Origin of the sequence: Microbulbifer mangrovi (assembly GCF_002009015.1) — a bacterium.
Taxonomy (GTDB): Bacteria; Pseudomonadota; Gammaproteobacteria; order Pseudomonadales; family Cellvibrionaceae; genus Microbulbifer; species Microbulbifer mangrovi.
The window spans coordinates 1-18,279 of sequence record NZ_LZDE01000259.1; the positions used below are offsets into that span (position 1 = coordinate 1).

Sequence of the window (18,279 nt, forward strand, 5' to 3'; positions counted from 1 at the left end):
ACAACTGGCGTGATGATTTCCTGCTGGCAACCCGCCAGTCACAGATCGGTGGACAGCCGGTATTCAATGAGGCCTATGGTCAGTGGGACTTGAACGCGAGTTACGATGTGACCGAGGATGTGTCAGTATTTGTTGAAGGCCTTAACCTCACCGAAGAAACCATCCGTCGCCACGGGCGCTTCTCCAACCAGTTGGTAAGCGCCCAGCAGTACGGTGCACGTTATAACATTGGTGTTCGCGCTCGCTTCTAATTCGGGGCAGAGTTGCCAAGTAGTGCCAGGGAAGGCTGCCACATTTGTGGCAGCCTTCTTTGTTTGCGTAACCTTAAAAATATAAGAAGAGGTCCGATATGTCTGATCCAATAAGATCTGTCGTGATTCTTGGTGGTGGCACTGCGGGGTGGATTACCGCCGGTACCCTGGCTGCACGCTTCAAAAAAGACCACGCGCAACCGGTCTCTGTGACACTGGTCGAATCTCCCAGTGTCCCTACCATCGGCGTTGGTGAAGGCACTTGGCCTACCATGCGGAGTACCCTGAAGAAGATGGGAGTCAGGGAATCTGACTTCATCCGTGAGTGTAATGTCGGCTTTAAACAGGGTGCCAAGTTTGCGCGCTGGACCACGGGTGCTGAAGACGATTTTTACTACCATCCGCTGGTGCTGCCAGAGGGGTTCCAATCTCATAATCTCGCCTCACATTGGCTTGCTGGTGACAGACAGAGCTCCTTTTCCAGTGCGGTATGTCCTCAGGAATCTCTGTGTGAGCATAACCTTGCTCCCAAGCTGATAGGTACGCCGGAATATTCCGCGGTAGCCAACTATGCCTACCATCTGGATGCGGGTAAGTTTTCCGGTTTCCTGCAAAGGCACTGTACCGAATACCTGGGAGTGCACCATATTCTCGCGGAGGTTACCGGTATTGTTGAGTCAGAAAATGGAGATATCGCTAAGCTGCAAACCGATACCGCGGGCGATATCACTGGCGACCTGTATATCGATTGCAGTGGCTTCCGATCGCGTATCTTGGGCGATCATTATCAGATACCTTTCCGATCCTGTAAGGACGTCCTTTTTATAGACTCAGCACTGGCAGTACAGGTGCCATATGCCAGTGAAGATAGCCCCATTGCCACACATACCATATCTACCGCACAGACGGCTGGTTGGGTGTGGGATATTGGCTTGCAGAACCGTCGTGGGGTAGGGCACGTATTTTCTTCTGCACACACCGATGAAAGTCGCGCTTTCCGTGAACTTGCTGCTTATCTGAAGCTTGGTGAGTCCGAACTCGATAAGCTCGGGGTACGCAAGATCCCTATTGAGCCAGGACATCGAGAAAAGTTCTGGCACCGTAACTGCGTGGCTATTGGCTTGTCCGCAGGTTTTCTTGAGCCACTAGAAGCCTCTGCGCTGGTACTCGTGGAAATCTCCGCGAACATGATTGCGGAGCAGTTTCCCGCAAGTCGTGCGGCGATGGAGGTGATAGCGCGCCGTTTCAACGAGACTTTTCGCTACCGTTGGGATCGAATTATCGACTTCCTCAAGCTACATTATGTTCTGACCAAACGTACCGATAGCGAGTTCTGGGTCGATAACTGTGACCCCGCTACCGTTCCCGAAAGTCTTCAGGAACTACTGACATTGTGGCGATACCAGCCTCCATGGCACGAAGACTTTGATCGAGCGGTGGAAGTTTTCCCTGCTGCCAGTTATCAATATATCCTGTACGGTATGGGGTTTGATACAAACGCGAGTGCATTCGGTTTGTCCACGTCGCATCGCGGACAGGCACAGCAGCTGTTGCAGCAAAAGCAGGACGCCACACAGCAGATGCTGGCCGGCCTCGAGAAACACCGGGATTTGATCAACAAGATTTGCCAGTACGGTCTACAGAGAATTTGAGCGAGAGAAATGTATGAGTAACACGGTCGCTTTGAATAACGAAAGTCATCGCAATTTAAAAGTCATTACCCGGCGCGGCGCAGAGTATGGTGAAGCGACGCACCTTGTACCGGTCGTTGCTAATGAACTGCGTAATTTGGTACTCGAATATCCGGTATGTATTACCAAGGACCCTAACACCGGGCAGTTTTCCCTGTGCGCTTTGCTTGGCTTTGAGCCGGGGGAGAACCTTTATCTGCAGGAGGATAACTGGGACGCCCAGTATATTCCCATGCATATTCGCCGGCAGCCGTTTATGGTGGGATACCGCAACCCGGAGGCTGCTGTCGGTGAAGACAGAGGTGCGGTTATCACACTGGATCTGGATAGCAAGCGTGTGACGGAAGCGGATGCTGGAGGCGAGCGCCTGTTCGACGATCAAGGCAATAACACGCCGTTTATGCAGCAGGTGAGTGAACTGCTTGGGCAGTTAATGGCTGGTATGGAGTCCACTACCGCATTTCTCACCGTTCTGTCTGACAGCGACCTGATTGAGCCGGCACATATCAATGTGCAGTTTGCCAGTGGTGAGCAGAAACGCTACGAGGGGCTGTATACCGTGAATGAGGATAAGTTGCAGAAGCTAGATGCGGACAAGCTGGTGAATATGCATCAGCATGGGTATCTACAGGCTGCCTACTGGCTGGGTGCCTCCATGGGGCAGGTACGAAAGCTGATTCAGAGGAAGAATCAGAAGTAATAAAAAGCGCGGCCCTGGCCGCGCTTTCTATTGAATCAGCTAGGTTGCAGTGATTCGATGGGGTGCAGCTGAGGCCAGCCCGTAAACTGCCGGTCGCTATTCGGATCGGCATCCCAGGGCCAGCATTCCAGGCGGTAATGCCCTTCCGCATGATCCACCACGGCAATACCGTAGCCCTCGCTTTTCAGGTTGCGATCGGAAACAAACTTGCCCCAGCTGGTATTGTCATCACTGAAGTCTGCATGGGTGATTTTGGGATTGGCCGTGGCCAGAACCCGCATATTATTACCGAAGGGGTCGGTAAAATTGCCGGTATTGGGATCGTCTCCATATTGATGTTCCAGTTGGCCGAACCCCTCAAACCAGCGTTGCCAGAAAGCGGCCGAGGCCGGTCCCGAGAAAAACAGTGCTCCGCTGGCTTGCTCCTGATCCACCGGGAAGTCACCGCTATATTGGCGCGCCACAAGTCCCAGGTGCTGGTCGCCTGCGAGCACCAGTGCTTTGGCATCCTCTACCAATTTCACTGCTCGGGTACGACCGTCAGGCGGATAACAATTGGCGTCGTAGTCGATCAGGCCATTACCTTCCTCGTCGGTTTGCGGCGAGCCCCAGATGGAGGCGGTAAGGCAAATCTTCGGTAACCCCGGGTCCATCTCTGCCCAGTCCCGCAGGAACTGCTCCTGCCGGCGTCCCAGCAGTTCTCCTTTCACCGTCAACCGGTTTGCCTCGTAATCTGGTGCTGACTTGAATTTGCGGTCCTCTACCATCGCAAAGCTGGTGCCGCCGTATACGAAATGCGCATAGGTGACGGGTATACCGTGCTGGATGGGTGTGGGGTCGTATGCATCGGGCGTATGGCTACTCTGGATGCGGTACACCATCTTCACCAGGTCGATGTCGTGCTTGAAGCCTCCATCCTCCTCACGGGGACCTCCGGTTGCATCACCTTTGTTGCCCCAAAGGTTACCCTGGAGAACATCGTGGTCATCCACGAGCACGATAGCTGGACGGTTGCGTACAGAGTCACGAAAAGTCCAGTACCACAGGTACCAACGATACAGAGTATCCAGCTTGGCCTGTGGGGTATCCCGCCCATAACGGGTAGGGAAGGTTTCGTAGTACTGGTCACCGGCAAATACGTACAGGTCCGGCTGATGGCTGTCACAGTGCGTGACCAGTTTCTTATGCGGGAAGAAAATGTTGTCTTCCGTATAGCGGCCGAGAACGCGCTCTTCCGGGATATGGTTTTTGAATTCCGTTTCATCCAGGCTTTTCGCGGTGGGAATGATGCAGGAGTAGAGAGCGATCTTTAGCGGGGACCGACTACCCGGGTCTCGGCGGATAGTGCCTTCATATAGTGATTGCCCGGTTCCCGGGTCTACGATCCGGTACTGGTGATCCCTCTGCGCATCCCAGCCGACGATGCGAAACGCCGCTACATAACCATCTCCAATGGGAGCGTCTGCACCGGTTACCCAGGTTTTGTCGCTTTCACTGCGATACTCCAGGCGTGCGGCAGGAAGCGCTGTGGTGTCGATCGGCATAAACTGGGCAGACAGCTTCAGGGTGGGCTCTTCGGGTGCGCAGTTCAGGCTGTGCATGCAGCCCATCACCTGTCCCAGTCCGTGTTCCGGATGAATGTCGATTTTCTCCCCGCCACTTTCCACCGCAGAGAACCACCAGCGCGCGCCATCTTCATCGCGATTTGGCGAAGAAACCAGCGAGATGCCACCTTGCAGAGTTTCGGCTGGTACGTCGTTATAGACCGCAAAGCCAAACTCCTTTCCGCTGTTTATGTCACTGGCGATCAGGCGTACATCAAAGCGCCCTTTGTCGATCGGGTCGATATGGCAGTCCAGTTGTATTTCTCTGTCACCAATCTGATCAATACCTACGCTGCCTTCACGCTCGATCTTGGTGAAAGCGAGTGTATTCTCTGGGCTGGAAAAGTCCCTGAAGCTCAGTTCGCCCTCGGTGTTCAGCAGTGCCATAAACCCGCCATTTTGGCCACTGGAGCGCTGTGCGAGTGCCGCGCCGCGGTACTCGAGCTTTCCTGCGCCGACACCCAGCAGGAATCCACAGAAACCTGTGCTACCGGGAGTGAGGAGCCCCACGCGTGCGCGGATACGCGCTGGTTTATGCACGTTATTGAGTGTCCGTGTGAGCAGCGCTGCGGTACGCACTTCAAAACTCTTACCACCCTGCAAGCACTCAAGACGTCCTTGGTTGCTCTGCCAGTCCTGGAGCCGGTTACCCCAGAAGGCGGAACCCAGCCAGTGCTGTGGCTTGCCCTCAGAAATTGCCTCAACCGGTGTGGTATCCACGAGCTTGGGGCGAGCGGCGGCCATCGCCGATGCGAGGGAGGGACTGAGTGCCCCACCCAGTAGTCCTGCTGCGCCCGTACCGGCTTTCAGAAAGTTGCGTCTTTTCATTATTTTTACCTGCTGTATTGCAAATTCATCATCGACTGTATTGGGAGCCCAACATCGGCGGGGCAGTATTATTCCTCTAGTAGGGCCGCAAATCGCTCTTTCTCGACTAGTGCCCCCCGGTGCTGGATCACCACACCCGCCACTTTCGCGGCTCTGGCGATTGCATCGCGGGGCGACAAGCCCCCACTGCGGAATGCGAGATAGCTACCATTGAACGAATCACCGGCGGCAGTCGTGTCGACTACTCGCTCGATTGGTGAGATGGGCTCGAGAAACCGCTCCTCTGGGCCACGGTAATAGACGCCGTTGGGACCATCTTTGATAACCAGCTCTTCAATATCGAACTGCGTAAGTAGGTCGCAAGCTGCGGTAAAGTCCTTGACGCCGTAAAGTGCCGCCAGGTCCTCAATTCCGGGGAGGGTCAGGTGTGCGCTCGCGAACGCTCGCGCATATTCGGCACGGGTGTGGTCTGGAGAAGGCCATAGTTTGGGGCGATAGTTGGGGTCAAATATTATCCGTGTACCGTGATCACGCAGGTCGGAGACAAGCTCCCAGAATGCCGGTCGCGTTTCTGGAGTCAGCACGGCCAGTGAAATGCCGGTAAAAAAGAGCATGTCTGGACGAGGCGCCAAGCCACAGGGCGAATAGGCTCCATCGCAGGCCGATTGCGTGCCCTCTCGAAACAGCAGCATGACTTCCCGGGCGGCGGACTCGGATCGCCAGTAACTGAAGCTGCGCTCGCCGTTCTTGTCAGTTGTTACCGAATACAGACCCAGTTGCCGGGAGGGATGACGAAACACAAGGGATGTGTCGATCTGCTCCTCTTCGAGAGCCTTTATAAGCCCCTCGCTGGCGCTATCGTGCCCCACCGCTGTCATCAGCCTGACTCTGTCAGCTTGACTGGCTAGTCTCTTGAAGTACACGGCCACACTGTGGACGTCTCCTGCGAATGACTGGCGAAACAGTCCCGGTTCCTGCTGGCTCAGCTCTACCATGCTTTCGCCGAGAATCACCAGATCTGTCATGTCGGTCACCTTTCCATATTGTCCATTGTGGGGGATATGCGAGAATGCTGTCACAAAAATCAGCTAAGACAGTTGGTGCTGCTTTGTCTTAGGTGCTCCACGGGAAGATAAAGTCCCGCCTTTACTACCCGTTGGTGACCTTGTAAATTGTCAACAACCGGTCGTGAGACATTCTGCGGCCCACGTAGAAATTCATTAAAAAACAATAGATTGCGAGATCGCGGCTAAGACATCTACTGGTCGTGCGGCCGCTGCCCCATTCAGGTTCATTAAACAACGGATTCATTTTGTTAACAATCAACAGTTGACATAATTTCCCGGGTTGAAGGATCATTGACCTATCGATGGAAGAACCCCCAATAAATCAACAATCGGGATTCCTTCGAGTCTAGGGGCGGCGCCACTAGCGGTATCAGTGAATGCCGAATTGATAATAAAAATGCGATCCGATGGAGAGAGTGAGCATGTCTACGTCCACTGTACGTAATCGCTTCCGTATGTCTGCACTGTCAGTTGCCGTGCTGTCCGTTTGTAGCGGCCACGCAATGGCACAGGAAGAAGAAAAGCAAGACGAGAGCCAATACCAGGCGCTTGAAGAAATTCAGGTGACCGGTATTCGCGCCAGTATTGAAAAATCCATTGATGACAAACGCTACAGCGGCAACATCAAGGACACCATTAACGCCGAAGACATCGGCAAGACCACTGACCAGAACATCGCTGAGGCCCTGTCCCGCGTGACCGGTGTCTCCATGCAGACTGCCGACGGTGAAGGCACCACCATTACCGTGCGCGGCGCCAACGCACAGCAGAACAATATCAGCCTGAATGGTGTGCAGCTGGGTTCTACCGGATTCAGTCAGGCGGTAGATTTGTCTGCTTACTCGGCAGATATTCTTTCCAAGATCGAGGTAGTGAAAACCCCAAGTGCGGATCACGATGAGGGTTCACTGGGTGCGAACATCAACCTGGTGTCTGCTAAGCCGTTAGAAGTCACCGAAGGCCTGAATATCAATGGGCAGGGACGCTACAACGACCTCTCTGACAAGGAAGATTACAAGGCTTCTGCAACTTATACCGGTAAATTCTTTGACGACACTTTCGGTGTCATCGTTACCGCATTTGATGAGACCAATTCTGTTCGTAAAGATCAGTTCTCTCAGGATCAGTGGGTGTCGCGCACATCTTCGCGGGCTACAGATCAAAACGGTAACGTTGTTAATGATGTTTCCGGTCTGGTTCCGTATAACACTCGTATGCAACTGCATGAGAATGATCGCGATCGCCAGGGCGTCAACTTGGGCCTTCAGTGGCAAGCTACGGATGATACAGAAGTCAATGCAAACCTGAGCTGGAACAAACAGGATGTTGACTCCACCATGCACGAAGCTAAGGCACGTGCGGGCGACCTGTATACCTACCAAAATATGGTCGAGGGTGAAGACTATCTCTGGCTCGGGCAGCCGGCAACATGGACCGACCCACAGGAAGACTGGCATACCTACAATTCAGATACCCGTACGTTTACCAAGTATCTGAACCGTAACTCCGGCGGCGACCTTACTCAGCAGACCAACAAGTTCTCGAATGAAAACAAGATTGCATCTTTGGATGTGAGTCACGCATTTACCGATACGGTAACGGTAAACGCGGGATTGAATTACTCCAAGGCTGAGCAGATTCCAGAACAATCCCTTTATGTCAACTTGCAGAACTATCGCCGAGTGAATGCCTGGCTTGTTCGACAGGCAACGCCAGATGAGATCGAGCCCGTAGGTTACGATTGCAGCTCCGGCAAATGTAACCTCGTCGCAGGTACAGGCTTGGTGGACTACGGTACGGTACTACATCCGGAACAGGGGGCCTTGTGGGATAACCTGGGTACCACCATGTTTAACCCGGATGACCTGAGCGCCCAGCACCTCGCCTTCTTGGCCCGTACTGTTCGCGCAGTCGACGACACTCAGCAGGCAGCCTACTTCGATGTAGACTGGGATGTGGATTTTGCCGGTGTACATACCCTCGAGTTTGGCGCCAAGGCCACGCGTCGTGAAAAGTATGTGGATAATCAGTCCGGAACCTTTAATTCCATCGGAGAAGGGGTAACGGTAATTGATCCGGAAACCGGGCGTCCTTTCACAATCGTTGAAGGGATTACCGATATTGATGGATCCTTTATCGCGGACGGCAGCTTCCCTGTCGATGATTTCATGCAATCACTCGGCTATGCCGACAGTAATGTGACCGATGGCTGGACTACTGTCTCCGCAGAAAAGGCATTCGAAGTCGCATTGAATAATCCAAATGCCGAATTCGTTCCGGACGACACCGAGACGCGTTCCGCTGATTTGGATACCCAGGCGATCTACGTCAAGGCAGATTTTTCGTTCCTGGATGAGAAACTGTCCGGTGATGTAGGTTTGCGCTACGTAAACACCACCGTTGATACCACAGGCTATTCCGGTGTGAATTTCCACAGTAGCACCGGTAACCTGGGCAAGGTACTGGATGTGTTTACGCTGCAAGAGCTGCGCAATTCCTCCAACCCTGCATGTGCTCCGATCCTGGATTACGATCCAGTGTTGGTTCCGGATGATCCCGCAACTCCGGACTTCAATGAAAGTAACTACGGCGACCCAGACAGCCAAAATGAGCTGCGTTGGTCTCGCGTGGACGGTTTGGGCTGGGATACCAAGGGCACGCTGGACAAGTCGGATGATACCCCGATTGCAAGTCAGGGTGCTTGTTACGATATGGCGGCAACGCAGGGAAATATGAATGAATGGCTCCTGTGGCGTTATTCCGACGTGTCGACCGAATCCAACTACATCTATGGTGAGCGAGACGCAAATGGCAACCCCGTAACGGTGGAAGACCGCAGTCGGCGCTCGTTTGCAGTAGAAGGTGATCATGAGTACAACGTATTGCTGCCGAGCCTGAACCTGAACTACCTGATCAATGATGAAATGATCGGCCGACTGGCAGTATCCAAGACCATGTCCCGTCCGCAGATCGATTCCTTGCGCCCTGGTTTCAAGGTGCGTGAGACGGTATGGACGGATGAAAACGGTACCGGCAACTCGATTACTTTGTTCAACACCAAGCTGGATCCGTTGGAGTCCAAGAACCTTGATCTCGCGTTTGAATGGTATTTCTCTGAAAACGCCATGGTTGCAGCAGGTTTGTTCTACAAGGACATGACCAACTTCGAAGAGTCTCAGACCATCGTTACCTATATGGATGATCTGCGAGGTCTCGGTTTGGATGAGGGCGAGGGGCCCTACAACACTGAGGACCTGATTAAACGTGCAGACAGCCTCGAAGGTTGTATGCCACGACGCATCGAGGGTACTCAGGAGTATACGGAAGACTGGCTGTTCTCCGATGACCTGGCAGACTTGTGTGCCAAGTTCCAGACCACCACCATTACCAATGGTAAGGGTGCCAGCATCAAAGGTGCCGAATTCCAGTACACCCAGTCCTATGACATGCTGCCTGGTGTGTTTGCTGGCCTGGGCACTTCGTTGAACTACACCTATCAGGATAGTGCTTACGATCAGGAAGTCTCTGCGGTTGATCCAAGTGTGGTGCTGCCTGAGTTGCCGGTTGCTTTTACCCCTGAGCATAGTTACAACGCCACCGTATTCTGGGAAATGAATGGCCATCAGTTGCGCCTGGCCTATCAGGGCACTTCCGATCAGCTGGCCCGGCGCGTCTGGGATAACGGTTCGCTGTGGCAGGAAGGGCGCGGTACCCTGGACTTCTCCGCGGCTTACCAGCTGACAGACAATATCTCGCTGTCTTTCAATGCGGTGAACCTCACCGACGAAAAGGTGCGCAACTACTACACCAGCCGCTTTATTCAGCTGCCGGATGAAAATGGCAACCTGGTTGCCTTTGATGAAGGTAATCCGCTGGAAGGTGGCTACAAAGGGCGTACCGCCTCAGAATACAAAACGGGTACTTTTTACCGGTTCGGTATTCAGGCGCGCTTCTAATCTTTCTCAACGTTGTTGATTTGTCATCTAGATTTGCCGCGCCTGGAAACAGGCGCGGCTTTTTTTATGAAAAAGAAAAAACTCATTATCGTGGGTGGCGGCACCGCAGGGTGGATGGCCGCTCTCATGTTGCAAAAATACGTTAGCGATTGCTGGGACATTGCGCTGATCGAGTCGAGCAAGCGGGGAGTTATCGGGGTGGGTGAAGGCTCCACTCCGGCCCTGAAACAGTTTTTTGACGAGGTTGGCATCCCGGAAGAATCGTGGATGCCCGCCTGCGGCGCGACGTATAAAACGGGCATCACATTTGACAGCTGGGCTGGAAAGACTGGCTTTGACAGTTATTTTCACCCGTTTTACAGTCATTTTGACCGCGATCATGTGAAAGCACTGGTGCATAACTCGCTTCTGCGTCGTGCAGGAAAAGACGCACATGCCCATCCGGATGTTTTTTCCTATAACCACTATTTGGCCAAGAAAAAGCTGTGTCCGGTCCCCCCTTATCATTTTCCTTTTGAGATTCAGTATGGCTATCACTTTGATGCAGGTCTCCTGGCGCAGTTTTTAAAGAAAACTGCCGTAGAGCGTGGCGTGAACCACACTGATAGACTGATTAGCGATGTTCAGCTGGGTGCCGATGGTCAAATCGCAGCGGTGATCGATGAGCATGGGGAGCACTACTGCGCGGACTGGTTTATTGACTGCTCCGGGTTTGCAGCGCTCTTGATCGGTGGTGCGCTGGGTGTTCCCTTTAAAAGCTACGCAGACTCTTTGTGGAACGACAGTGCAGTAACACTTGCAATGCCCGCCGAGGATGAGCCTGCCTGTGAGACTGTTTCCACCGCACTAAAGCATGGCTGGGCGTGGCGCATTCCCCTGCAGAGCCGGGTGGGATATGGCTATGTGTATAGTAGCCGGTACACGTCAAGGGAAGATGCAGAAGCCGAACTGCGAGCACACGCTGCTGCTGGTGCGGGGACGGAAGTTCGCCATCTTTCCATGCGTGTAGGTCGGCGTGAATATCACTGGGTGAAAAACTGTGTGGCAGTGGGCCTCTCCCAGGGATTCATAGAACCATTGGAAGCTACCTCCCTGGCGTTGACGCAACAGACGATAAGCCGATTTATCCATGCGTTCAAGGACGGCAATACGACTCAGGATTTTGTGGATATCTTCAACCGCGCCGTTAACAAGAGCTATGACGACGTCCGGGATTATATTTCCGTCCACTTCCTAACGAACAGCCGCACAGATTCGCCGTACTGGGTTGATAATCGTGAGCGCCCGGGGCCGGTGAGCAAAGAGGTGAAAGCGGTGTTCAGTTGCTGGTTCGACAGTGGTGACCTTCCGGGGTTACTAAAGCACCTGAAAATTGACGGTGCTTATAGCAATCACTCTTGGCACTACATTCTTTGCGGTATGGGTGTTTTCCCTGATGCAGCGGACCTTAGCCCTGTGACCGAAGAAGATAGGGGAAAAGTTGACCTTGAGCGCATATGTGACTTCTTCAATCGATGTGCCATCAATCATGAAAGTCATAAAGATGCACTAGAAAAACTGGTGAATGGATCTGCTAGCGGTAATTAAAAGATTGCCGTTGTGGATCCCGATTTGGCGTAAAAAAATATTGGAGTGGTCTTGTGGATAGGAGACGTTTTCTTTGGGAAATGGCGATTTTTTTAGGTTGCAGTACGTTGTCACTGGATCTGAAGGCCGTGGACGCCGCGCTGACTTTTAAGGGGGCAGTCAGCTCCGGTTCAGGGCTTCACATAGCGCTGATATCTCGGATATCGGATATTGTCATCCCTGAGACAGATACTCCCTCTGCCAGCCAGGCGGGAGTTCCCGGCTATATCAACTTCTACTTGAGTGAGTTTCTACCCAGGGATAAGGCGAGCGAATTCTTAGGCGGGTTGTCGGAGGCGTTCGCGCAGGGTGAGTTCCTGTCACTTGACGCGGCGCAACAGGTGAATATCGTGCAGGCCCTCGATGATGCACTAAATACAGAAGCCGAAAACCCGACGTATAAAAAGCTCAAGGAGCTGATCGTTATCGGCTACTACACTTCCCGAGTAGGTGCGACACAGGCTCTGCGCTACGACCCGATTCCCGGTCCCTACAAAGAAATGAAACTTGCGGAAGTCGGCCGTACCTGGCTGTAAGAAACTGGATGCGGATTGAAAATGAATAATAAAGAATTTGATGTGATTGTTGTGGGCTCCGGCATGAGTGGAGGTTATGCCGCGAAGGAGTTTTGCGAAAAGGGGTATAAAACTCTGGTTCTGGATCGGGGCGGGATGGTCAAGCACGGCCAATACAAGACTGAAGGTAAGGCGCCCTGGCAGATGCCGCTCCGGGGCGATGTTCCAGAAGAATTCAAGGCCGAACAACATATCCAGAAAGAGGTGTATATCTACAATGATTACACCCGACACCACCTTATTAACGATAAAGATCATCCCTACGAGCAGAAGAAGCCCTTTATCTGGTATCGCAGTGCCACCGTCGGTGGTAAATCACTGATCTGGGGTAGGCAAAGCTATCGCTGGAACAAGCTGGACTTTGAGTCTAATAAACGGGATGGCAACGGTATCGACTGGCCTGTGCGGTATGAGGATATCGCGCCGTGGTACGACCGAGTGGAGCCGTTTGTCGGCATTTCCGGCAGTTATGAAGGGCTGGATGTACTTCCGGATGGCAAGTTTCTTCCAGCACTGCCACTCAATGTGGTAGAGCGGGATATGAAAAAGAAAATCGAGCAGACCTTTCCTGATCGTCACTTTATACCCGCGCGGGTAGCGCATCTTACGCAGCCACAAAAACAACATCTGGAGTTGGGGAGAGTACAGTGCCAGGCGCGCAGTGAGTGCCCACGGGGCTGTTCGTTCGGTGCCTACTATTCATCCAACTCCGCGGCACTGCCGGCGGCAGAACGCACCGGCAATCTGACGCTGGTGGCAGATGCCCAGGTGCAGGAAGTGCTCTACGACAAGGCCAGCGGCCGGGCCACCGGAGTGGCCTATGTGGATGTGCGCAGTGGCGAACGAAAACAAGTTTTTGCAAAGACCGTTTTCATGTGCGCCTCCACACTCGCCTCCGTACAGATTCTGCTGAACTCCAAGTCAGAATCCTTTCCTGACGGCATTGGTAACCGGTTTGACGTGCTCGGCCGCTATATCATGGATCACTGTGGTGGTGGTGGTGCCTCCGGGTTGGTTCCGGGGTATCTTGAGGATTACTACAAGGGTCGTCGCCCCGGTGGAGTGTATATTCCTCGGTTCCGTAATATCGGTAAAAAATACGGTAAGTTCGAGCGCGGTTATGGCTTCCAGTGTGGCGCAAGCCGTGCGGGATGGCACTGGGCCAAGTCCGGCAAGGGCATTGGTAAAGCGTTCAAGGAGAAGGTGAGCCAGCCGGGCAACTGGTACTTCACTATGTGGGGCTTTGGCGAGAGCCTCCCCAGGTATGAAAATCGTGTGTACCTGCATCCGACCAAGAAAGACAAATGGGGTATGCCATTGCTGGTGACCGATGTTGCTTATGGCGAAAATGAAAGTGCAATGGTCAAGGATATGAGTGAGACGGCGGCAGAAATGTTGGAAGCAGCGGGGCTCAAGAACATCCGTCCTTTCGAGGGCGAGGCGCCACCGGGAGGGGCCATCCATGAAATGGGCGGTGCCTGTATAGGGCGTGAAGTAGAAACATCGTATCTGAACAAATGGAACCAGTGCCACGATGTGAAGAACCTGTTTGTCACCGACGGTGCTGCCTTCTCGTCTGTGTCCTGTGTGAATCCGTCGATCACCTTTATGGCGTTTACAGCACGCGCTGTCGACTATGCGGATCAGCAGATGAAGCAGGGACTTATCTAAGGAGGCTGCATGATACGTAGAAGGCGTTTAATCAAAACGGTGTTCTCTCTGTTAGCGTTGATGACAGTGGCAGGGCCAGTATCCGCTAGTCAGTTTAAGGCGCTTCTCTTTACCAAGACCGCAGGCTGGCAGCACGACAGTATTCCGGCAGGCGTGTCGGCCGTAAACGCACTGTCGAAACTACACAACTTTGATGTTGTGCATTCAAACACGGCAGACGTATTTGATGAGTCCAGTCTAAGCCAATTCGATGTGGTCATTTTTCTATTGACCACCGGTGACGTGCTGAATGAGCAACAGCAGGATGCATTCCAGAAGTTCATCCGGCAAGGTAAGGGTTACGTGGGGGTTCACTCCGCTGCCGATACCGAACACGACTGGTCCTGGTATCGCGGGCTGGTTGGCAGGACGTTTGTCATCCATCCCGAGATTCAGTCTGCGAAGGTCGATTTGCTCGAGAAAGGATTCCCCGGCACCGAGTATATGCCGTCGCGATTTTTATGGACGGAGGAGTATTACGGGTACAGCGCTGAGCACAGTGATCGCCTTAACTATATCCTATCGGTGGATGAAACAACCTATAACGCGGAAGCGGACTGGGGCGAGGTAAAGTCTAGTGGCATGGGCGTATTCCATCCGCTGGCCTGGTATCAGCACTACGATGGCGGTCGAGCCTTTTATACGGGGCTTGGCCATATTGCGGCCTCTTACCGTGATGATATGTTTAAGTCACATCTATACGGAGGTATATACTGGGCAGCTACGGGCAAGGGCGTGGTTACCGAGTAACCTACATTGGAATGCTCGGTTCGCCGGGCTAGTCTTCCGAAGTGTTCTCTCATAAAAAACCCCGCCCTGTTCTCAGGGCGGGGTTTTTCTTTTAGGTGCTTTTCAAGAGTTAGACTGCTTAATTGCGCACCGGTGTACTGCTGTACTCCTTGACCACCAGATTGGCTACAGTCAACTCGCCATTGTGGTGGAAGTCCACAGATATGGTGTTGTTGGTTTGTAGCTTGTCCACTGGTACTGGAATCTCCAGCGTAGTGAATACACGCTCCGCACTGTTCTTTCTACGCCCGCGCCAGTCAATCGGCGTTGCTACCACTTCGCCATTGACGGTAAGACTGTCTATGGAAAGATTTCCTGCTGGTACATCGTCCTCTCCCGGGAATAGAGAGACCGTAAGGCGCAACTGCGCTTCCGCGTATCCAGCCGGTACAGTCACATTATTGATATGCAAAGTTCTTGGCCCTCCGGTAATCGAGACCCGGTGAGGCAGGCTTCCGCCGCTGACACTTTCACCAAAGAACTTGCGCTCGTCCATCGTCTCGTTGACCGCAATATTGTTGGTCATTGTGTAGCGCAAGACGACCGTGGCATTTGCTTCCAGGGTCAGAGAGCTCGGCATGCCGTTTTTATGCTGACGATCCAGTTCAACCTCTGTGTCGTGCGGGTAGTGCAGCTTTCGCATTTCCACATTCTGTAGCTGGGCATTGTTCATACCTGCCACATTCAGGTTAATGGTTGTATCGATGGTCTCCAGATTATTGATCACCACGAACAGGTCGGTGCCATCTACGTAGGACTGAACCTGTACGTCAGGGTCGCTGGATACGGTATCTACGCGAGTGCCATCCACATCCGCCCACAGCTCGAAGAACCGGATATAGGAAGACCACTGCCAGTTACCCTGATTGAGTTGAGGCTCAATCAGCATTGCATAGTGGTAGCGGGTGGTACAGTCGCGGACCTCTTTGTAACCGCAGCCACCAGGGAGGTAGCCCCAGAGGGGTTTCGCGGGAGTAAACGGCATTGATTTGATGACGTAGTCTGGTCGATCCAGTATCTGGAGCAGCATGCCATTGAATGACTTCAGGTTTTCAATATCGTACCGTTCCTGGTGGGGCTGGTTGGTCCAGGCGCCCTGAACAGAGCCATACTCCGATAACACGATGGGTTTTCGATTGGCAAAGCCATTCTTGTGCACGTCATACCACTCCATCATGTCGAGCATCGCCGGCAGGTGTCCATTTCGGCGCAATGTCGCTTTGGTATCGTCAGTCGCTCCCGGCCAGTCATAGGCGTGGACGGCATAGAAGTCCATGTTGTGGCCTGCTGCGTCCATGAAACCGCGCCACATTACATCCCATTGGTACCAGTTTTCATTGCGTGTATCGTCGACGGTTGTGGTCAGTGCATTCTGGAAGAAGGCTTCCGCTTCCGCCTCGACAACTGGGTCTTCGGAGCTGATCCACTGGTCGTAGTGGTTGTCAGAAACTCGCGATAGTCCGTCGCGTTTGTAGAAGTCATGCAGACCCCAGGTCATGCCGCCAATCACCGGGGCTTCGTTGCCGAGTTTTGAGCGGATCGCCTGTGCTACCAGATTGTGGTACTCCCACAATGCTTCCTGGTTGGTGACCATAAATGCACCGGTTTTCATCAACATGTCTGGCTCGTTGATCACTTCCCAATACTTCGGCAATGGTTCGCCTACGTGACCATTACTGGAGTTGGCAAAGTAGTGCAACATGTACTGTCCCATCCAGGCCGCCGATGTCTGAATATCCATTGGCTGCCAGTTATGCCAGGTTTGGCCATTGGGGTTCCAGCTCAGCGTCGGATAGGTCGGGTGTGGATTGGTGCCAGCAATCATTTCCATTTTGTCTGCAGGGAAACGTTGGTAGAAGGCATTGTTCTCGTGTGCCTCGCGAAGCTCCTGTCCACGCGTCACCATATAATTCAGGTCGGGCCAGTTGGCTTTGTTCGGATCTTCCTTGGTGTCCTGGAACTTCCATGTGGCACTGCCATTATCGCGCCCGCCGATCACATCCAGTGTATTTACCAGGTAGTTGAGTTTGTCGGCATGGCCGTTCCAGTCATTTTCGTAAACGGTGGTGTGCGCGGTCATATGCCGTTTGCGACCAAAGTCAGACACGCCGTTGACACTGTGTTTGATATTAGCGTTTACGGTGACGCTCGCACTGTGGGTGTTACCCACCTGTGAAGTGGAGCAGCCGGCCTCGTTCGCGAACTCACTGGCAGGTGTGGATGGGCAGATATCTGCGCTGTTGGCCACGCCATCGTTGTCGCTATCGGCGAAGCCGGTGCAGCCTGACGGGTCAACATTTTGTCCGAAGGGTGTGTTCGCACACTGGTCGGCGCTGTTCAGCACTCCGTCAAAGTCATCGTCGTCGCCACCGGGGCTGGCACAGCCCACTGCATTGACAAATTCCCCGGGGTTGGTCACTGGGCACTGGTCCAGATTGTCGGTGATTCCGTCGTTATCGCTGTCCAGTTGGGACGGGGCGCAACCCACGCTGTTCGAGGTTTCCGCTGGGTCGGTACTTGGGCACTGGTCGTCGACATCCGGAACGCTATCGCCGTCGCCATCCAGGCTCAGGTCCGCATCGCCAATACGCTCAAAGGTCGCGTAGTCGATATTGAACTGGAAGTCCTGGGTACCCGCCCCGTAGATACGGATGGTGAGATCACCGGCGAACAGGTTGATATCGCTAAAAGCGTTGAGCAGATAGAAGGTATCCCAGTCTCCCTGACTCTGTACGTCGGTGGTGTTCTTGATGACTAGCTCATCTTCGTGGTCAGTGGCCATCAGGCCTACCTGAACACCGGAGGGATTGCCGGTACCGACGAAGAACTTCGGCCGGTACAGGCCGGACGTATCCAGTGAGAGGTTGTACTCCAGATAGTCGCCACTATTGAAGTAATTGACCGCAGTACCACCATTGATGGCATAGGTATCGATCTCCCCACCGACTACATGGGCGCTTTCCGCCTGCAGGGTAAAGGTACCGGAGACTGGGCTGCCATTGCCGGGGCTGCTGCCGCCGGAGCTGGAACCACCGGAGCTGGAAGAGGAGCTCGACGAGCTGGAGGAAGAACCCGAGCTGCTACCGCCGGATGAACTGGAACTGCTGGAAGACGAGCTTGAGGAAGAACTTGAGGAAGAGCTGGACGATGAGCCGCCGCTGGAGCCGGAGCCCGCGCTGTCGTAGGTCAGTTCAAAGCGATCCAGGTTCCATTGCCAGTCGTTGGTGCCACCACCGAAAACACGTATCTGCTGCGAGCCTGCAGGCAGGTAAACGCTACCTCCGCTCAGCGCCTGGAAGTTGTCCCAGCCGATAGTCGGTACGCTGGTTTGTGCCAGTGTTTGCCAGGTACCACCGCTATTCAATTGAAGATCGATGCGACCACCATTGACTGCGGTGCCTGCGAAATAGGTGAGGTCGTAATTGCCCGCCTGCGGAACGGAAATGCTATATACCGCATAGTCGCCTTTGTTGACGTAGTTG

At 53.5% G+C, this 18,279-nt stretch carries 11 protein-coding genes; 8 read left to right on the plus strand and 3 right to left on the minus strand.

The window, feature by feature from the left end:
- The 3 genes from B4U49_RS04850 to B4U49_RS04860 form a co-directional block, all read left to right on the plus strand.
- A partial coding sequence (locus tag B4U49_RS04850) for a TonB-dependent receptor (RefSeq protein WP_143735529.1) occupies nucleotides 1-251 on the plus strand: 251 nt, incomplete at its 5' end.
- 98 nt (nucleotides 252-349) lie between these two features.
- Nucleotides 350-1,903: a tryptophan halogenase family protein gene (locus B4U49_RS04855; RefSeq protein WP_078083453.1), complete on the plus strand. Its 1,554-nt coding sequence runs from the start codon at nucleotides 350-352 to the stop codon at nucleotides 1,901-1,903.
- 13 nt (nucleotides 1,904-1,916) lie between these two features.
- On the plus strand, nucleotides 1,917-2,642 hold the full coding sequence (locus tag B4U49_RS04860; protein WP_078083454.1) for a SapC family protein: 726 nt from the start codon (nucleotides 1,917-1,919) through the stop codon (nucleotides 2,640-2,642).
- 35 nt (nucleotides 2,643-2,677) lie between these two features.
- Here B4U49_RS04860 and B4U49_RS04865 read toward each other — a convergent pair whose 3' ends face one another.
- Together B4U49_RS04865 and B4U49_RS04870 are read right to left on the minus strand one after the other, a co-directional pair.
- On the minus strand, nucleotides 2,678-5,074 hold the full coding sequence (locus tag B4U49_RS04865; protein WP_078083455.1) for an alkaline phosphatase D family protein: 2,397 nt from the start codon (nucleotides 5,072-5,074) through the stop codon (nucleotides 2,678-2,680).
- Nucleotides 5,075-5,142: 68 nt separating this feature from the next.
- A complete protein-coding gene (locus B4U49_RS04870; protein WP_078083456.1) occupies nucleotides 5,143-6,099 on the minus strand; it encodes a sugar kinase in 957 nt (318 codons plus the stop codon).
- A gap of 464 nt (nucleotides 6,100-6,563) precedes the next feature.
- Here B4U49_RS04870 and B4U49_RS04875 point away from each other — a divergent pair, with 464 nt between their 5' ends.
- From B4U49_RS04875 to B4U49_RS04895, 5 genes are all read left to right on the plus strand, one after another.
- Entirely contained in the window at nucleotides 6,564-10,097 is a 3,534-nt protein-coding gene (locus B4U49_RS04875; RefSeq protein ID WP_078083457.1) for a TonB-dependent receptor, read from the plus strand.
- 66 nt (nucleotides 10,098-10,163) lie between these two features.
- Nucleotides 10,164-11,684: a tryptophan halogenase family protein gene (locus B4U49_RS04880; protein ID WP_078083458.1), complete on the plus strand. Its 1,521-nt coding sequence runs from the start codon at nucleotides 10,164-10,166 to the stop codon at nucleotides 11,682-11,684.
- 53 nt (nucleotides 11,685-11,737) lie between these two features.
- Nucleotides 11,738-12,259, plus strand: coding sequence for a gluconate 2-dehydrogenase subunit 3 family protein (locus tag B4U49_RS04885; RefSeq protein ID WP_143735530.1), 522 nt, complete (start codon nucleotides 11,738-11,740; stop codon nucleotides 12,257-12,259).
- Nucleotides 12,260-12,280: 21 nt separating this feature from the next.
- On the plus strand, nucleotides 12,281-13,969 hold the full coding sequence (locus B4U49_RS04890; protein ID WP_078083460.1) for a GMC oxidoreductase: 1,689 nt from the start codon (nucleotides 12,281-12,283) through the stop codon (nucleotides 13,967-13,969).
- A gap of 9 nt (nucleotides 13,970-13,978) precedes the next feature.
- The gene (locus tag B4U49_RS04895) at nucleotides 13,979-14,758 is read left to right on the plus strand and encodes a ThuA domain-containing protein (RefSeq protein ID WP_078083461.1); all 780 of its coding nucleotides are present in this window, start codon (nucleotides 13,979-13,981) and stop codon (nucleotides 14,756-14,758) included.
- A 118-nt stretch (nucleotides 14,759-14,876) separates the two neighbouring features.
- Here B4U49_RS04895 and B4U49_RS04900 read toward each other — a convergent pair.
- Nucleotides 14,877-18,279, minus strand: a 3,403-nt coding sequence (locus tag B4U49_RS04900; protein ID WP_078083462.1) for a carbohydrate-binding protein, incomplete at its 5' end; no start/stop codon positions are given.

Bases quoted from the DNA above. Each gene is read 5' to 3' on its own strand.
- B4U49_RS04855 (WP_078083453.1), top strand. From the start codon at position 350: ATGTCTGATCCAATAAGATCTGTCGTGATTCTTGGTGGTGGCACTGCG.
- B4U49_RS04860 (WP_078083454.1), top strand. From the start codon at position 1,917: ATGAGTAACACGGTCGCTTTGAATAACGAAAGTCATCGCAATTTAAAA.
- B4U49_RS04890 (WP_078083460.1), top strand. From the start codon at position 12,281: ATGAATAATAAAGAATTTGATGTGATTGTTGTGGGCTCCGGCATGAGT.
- B4U49_RS04865 (WP_078083455.1), bottom strand. From the start codon at position 5,074: ATGAAAAGACGCAACTTTCTGAAAGCCGGTACGGGCGCAGCAGGACTA.
- B4U49_RS04870 (WP_078083456.1), bottom strand. From the start codon at position 6,099: ATGACAGATCTGGTGATTCTCGGCGAAAGCATGGTAGAGCTGAGCCAG.
- B4U49_RS04875 (WP_078083457.1), top strand. From the start codon at position 6,564: ATGTCTACGTCCACTGTACGTAATCGCTTCCGTATGTCTGCACTGTCA.
- B4U49_RS04895 (WP_078083461.1), top strand. From the start codon at position 13,979: ATGATACGTAGAAGGCGTTTAATCAAAACGGTGTTCTCTCTGTTAGCG.
- B4U49_RS04880 (WP_078083458.1), top strand. From the start codon at position 10,164: ATGAAAAAGAAAAAACTCATTATCGTGGGTGGCGGCACCGCAGGGTGG.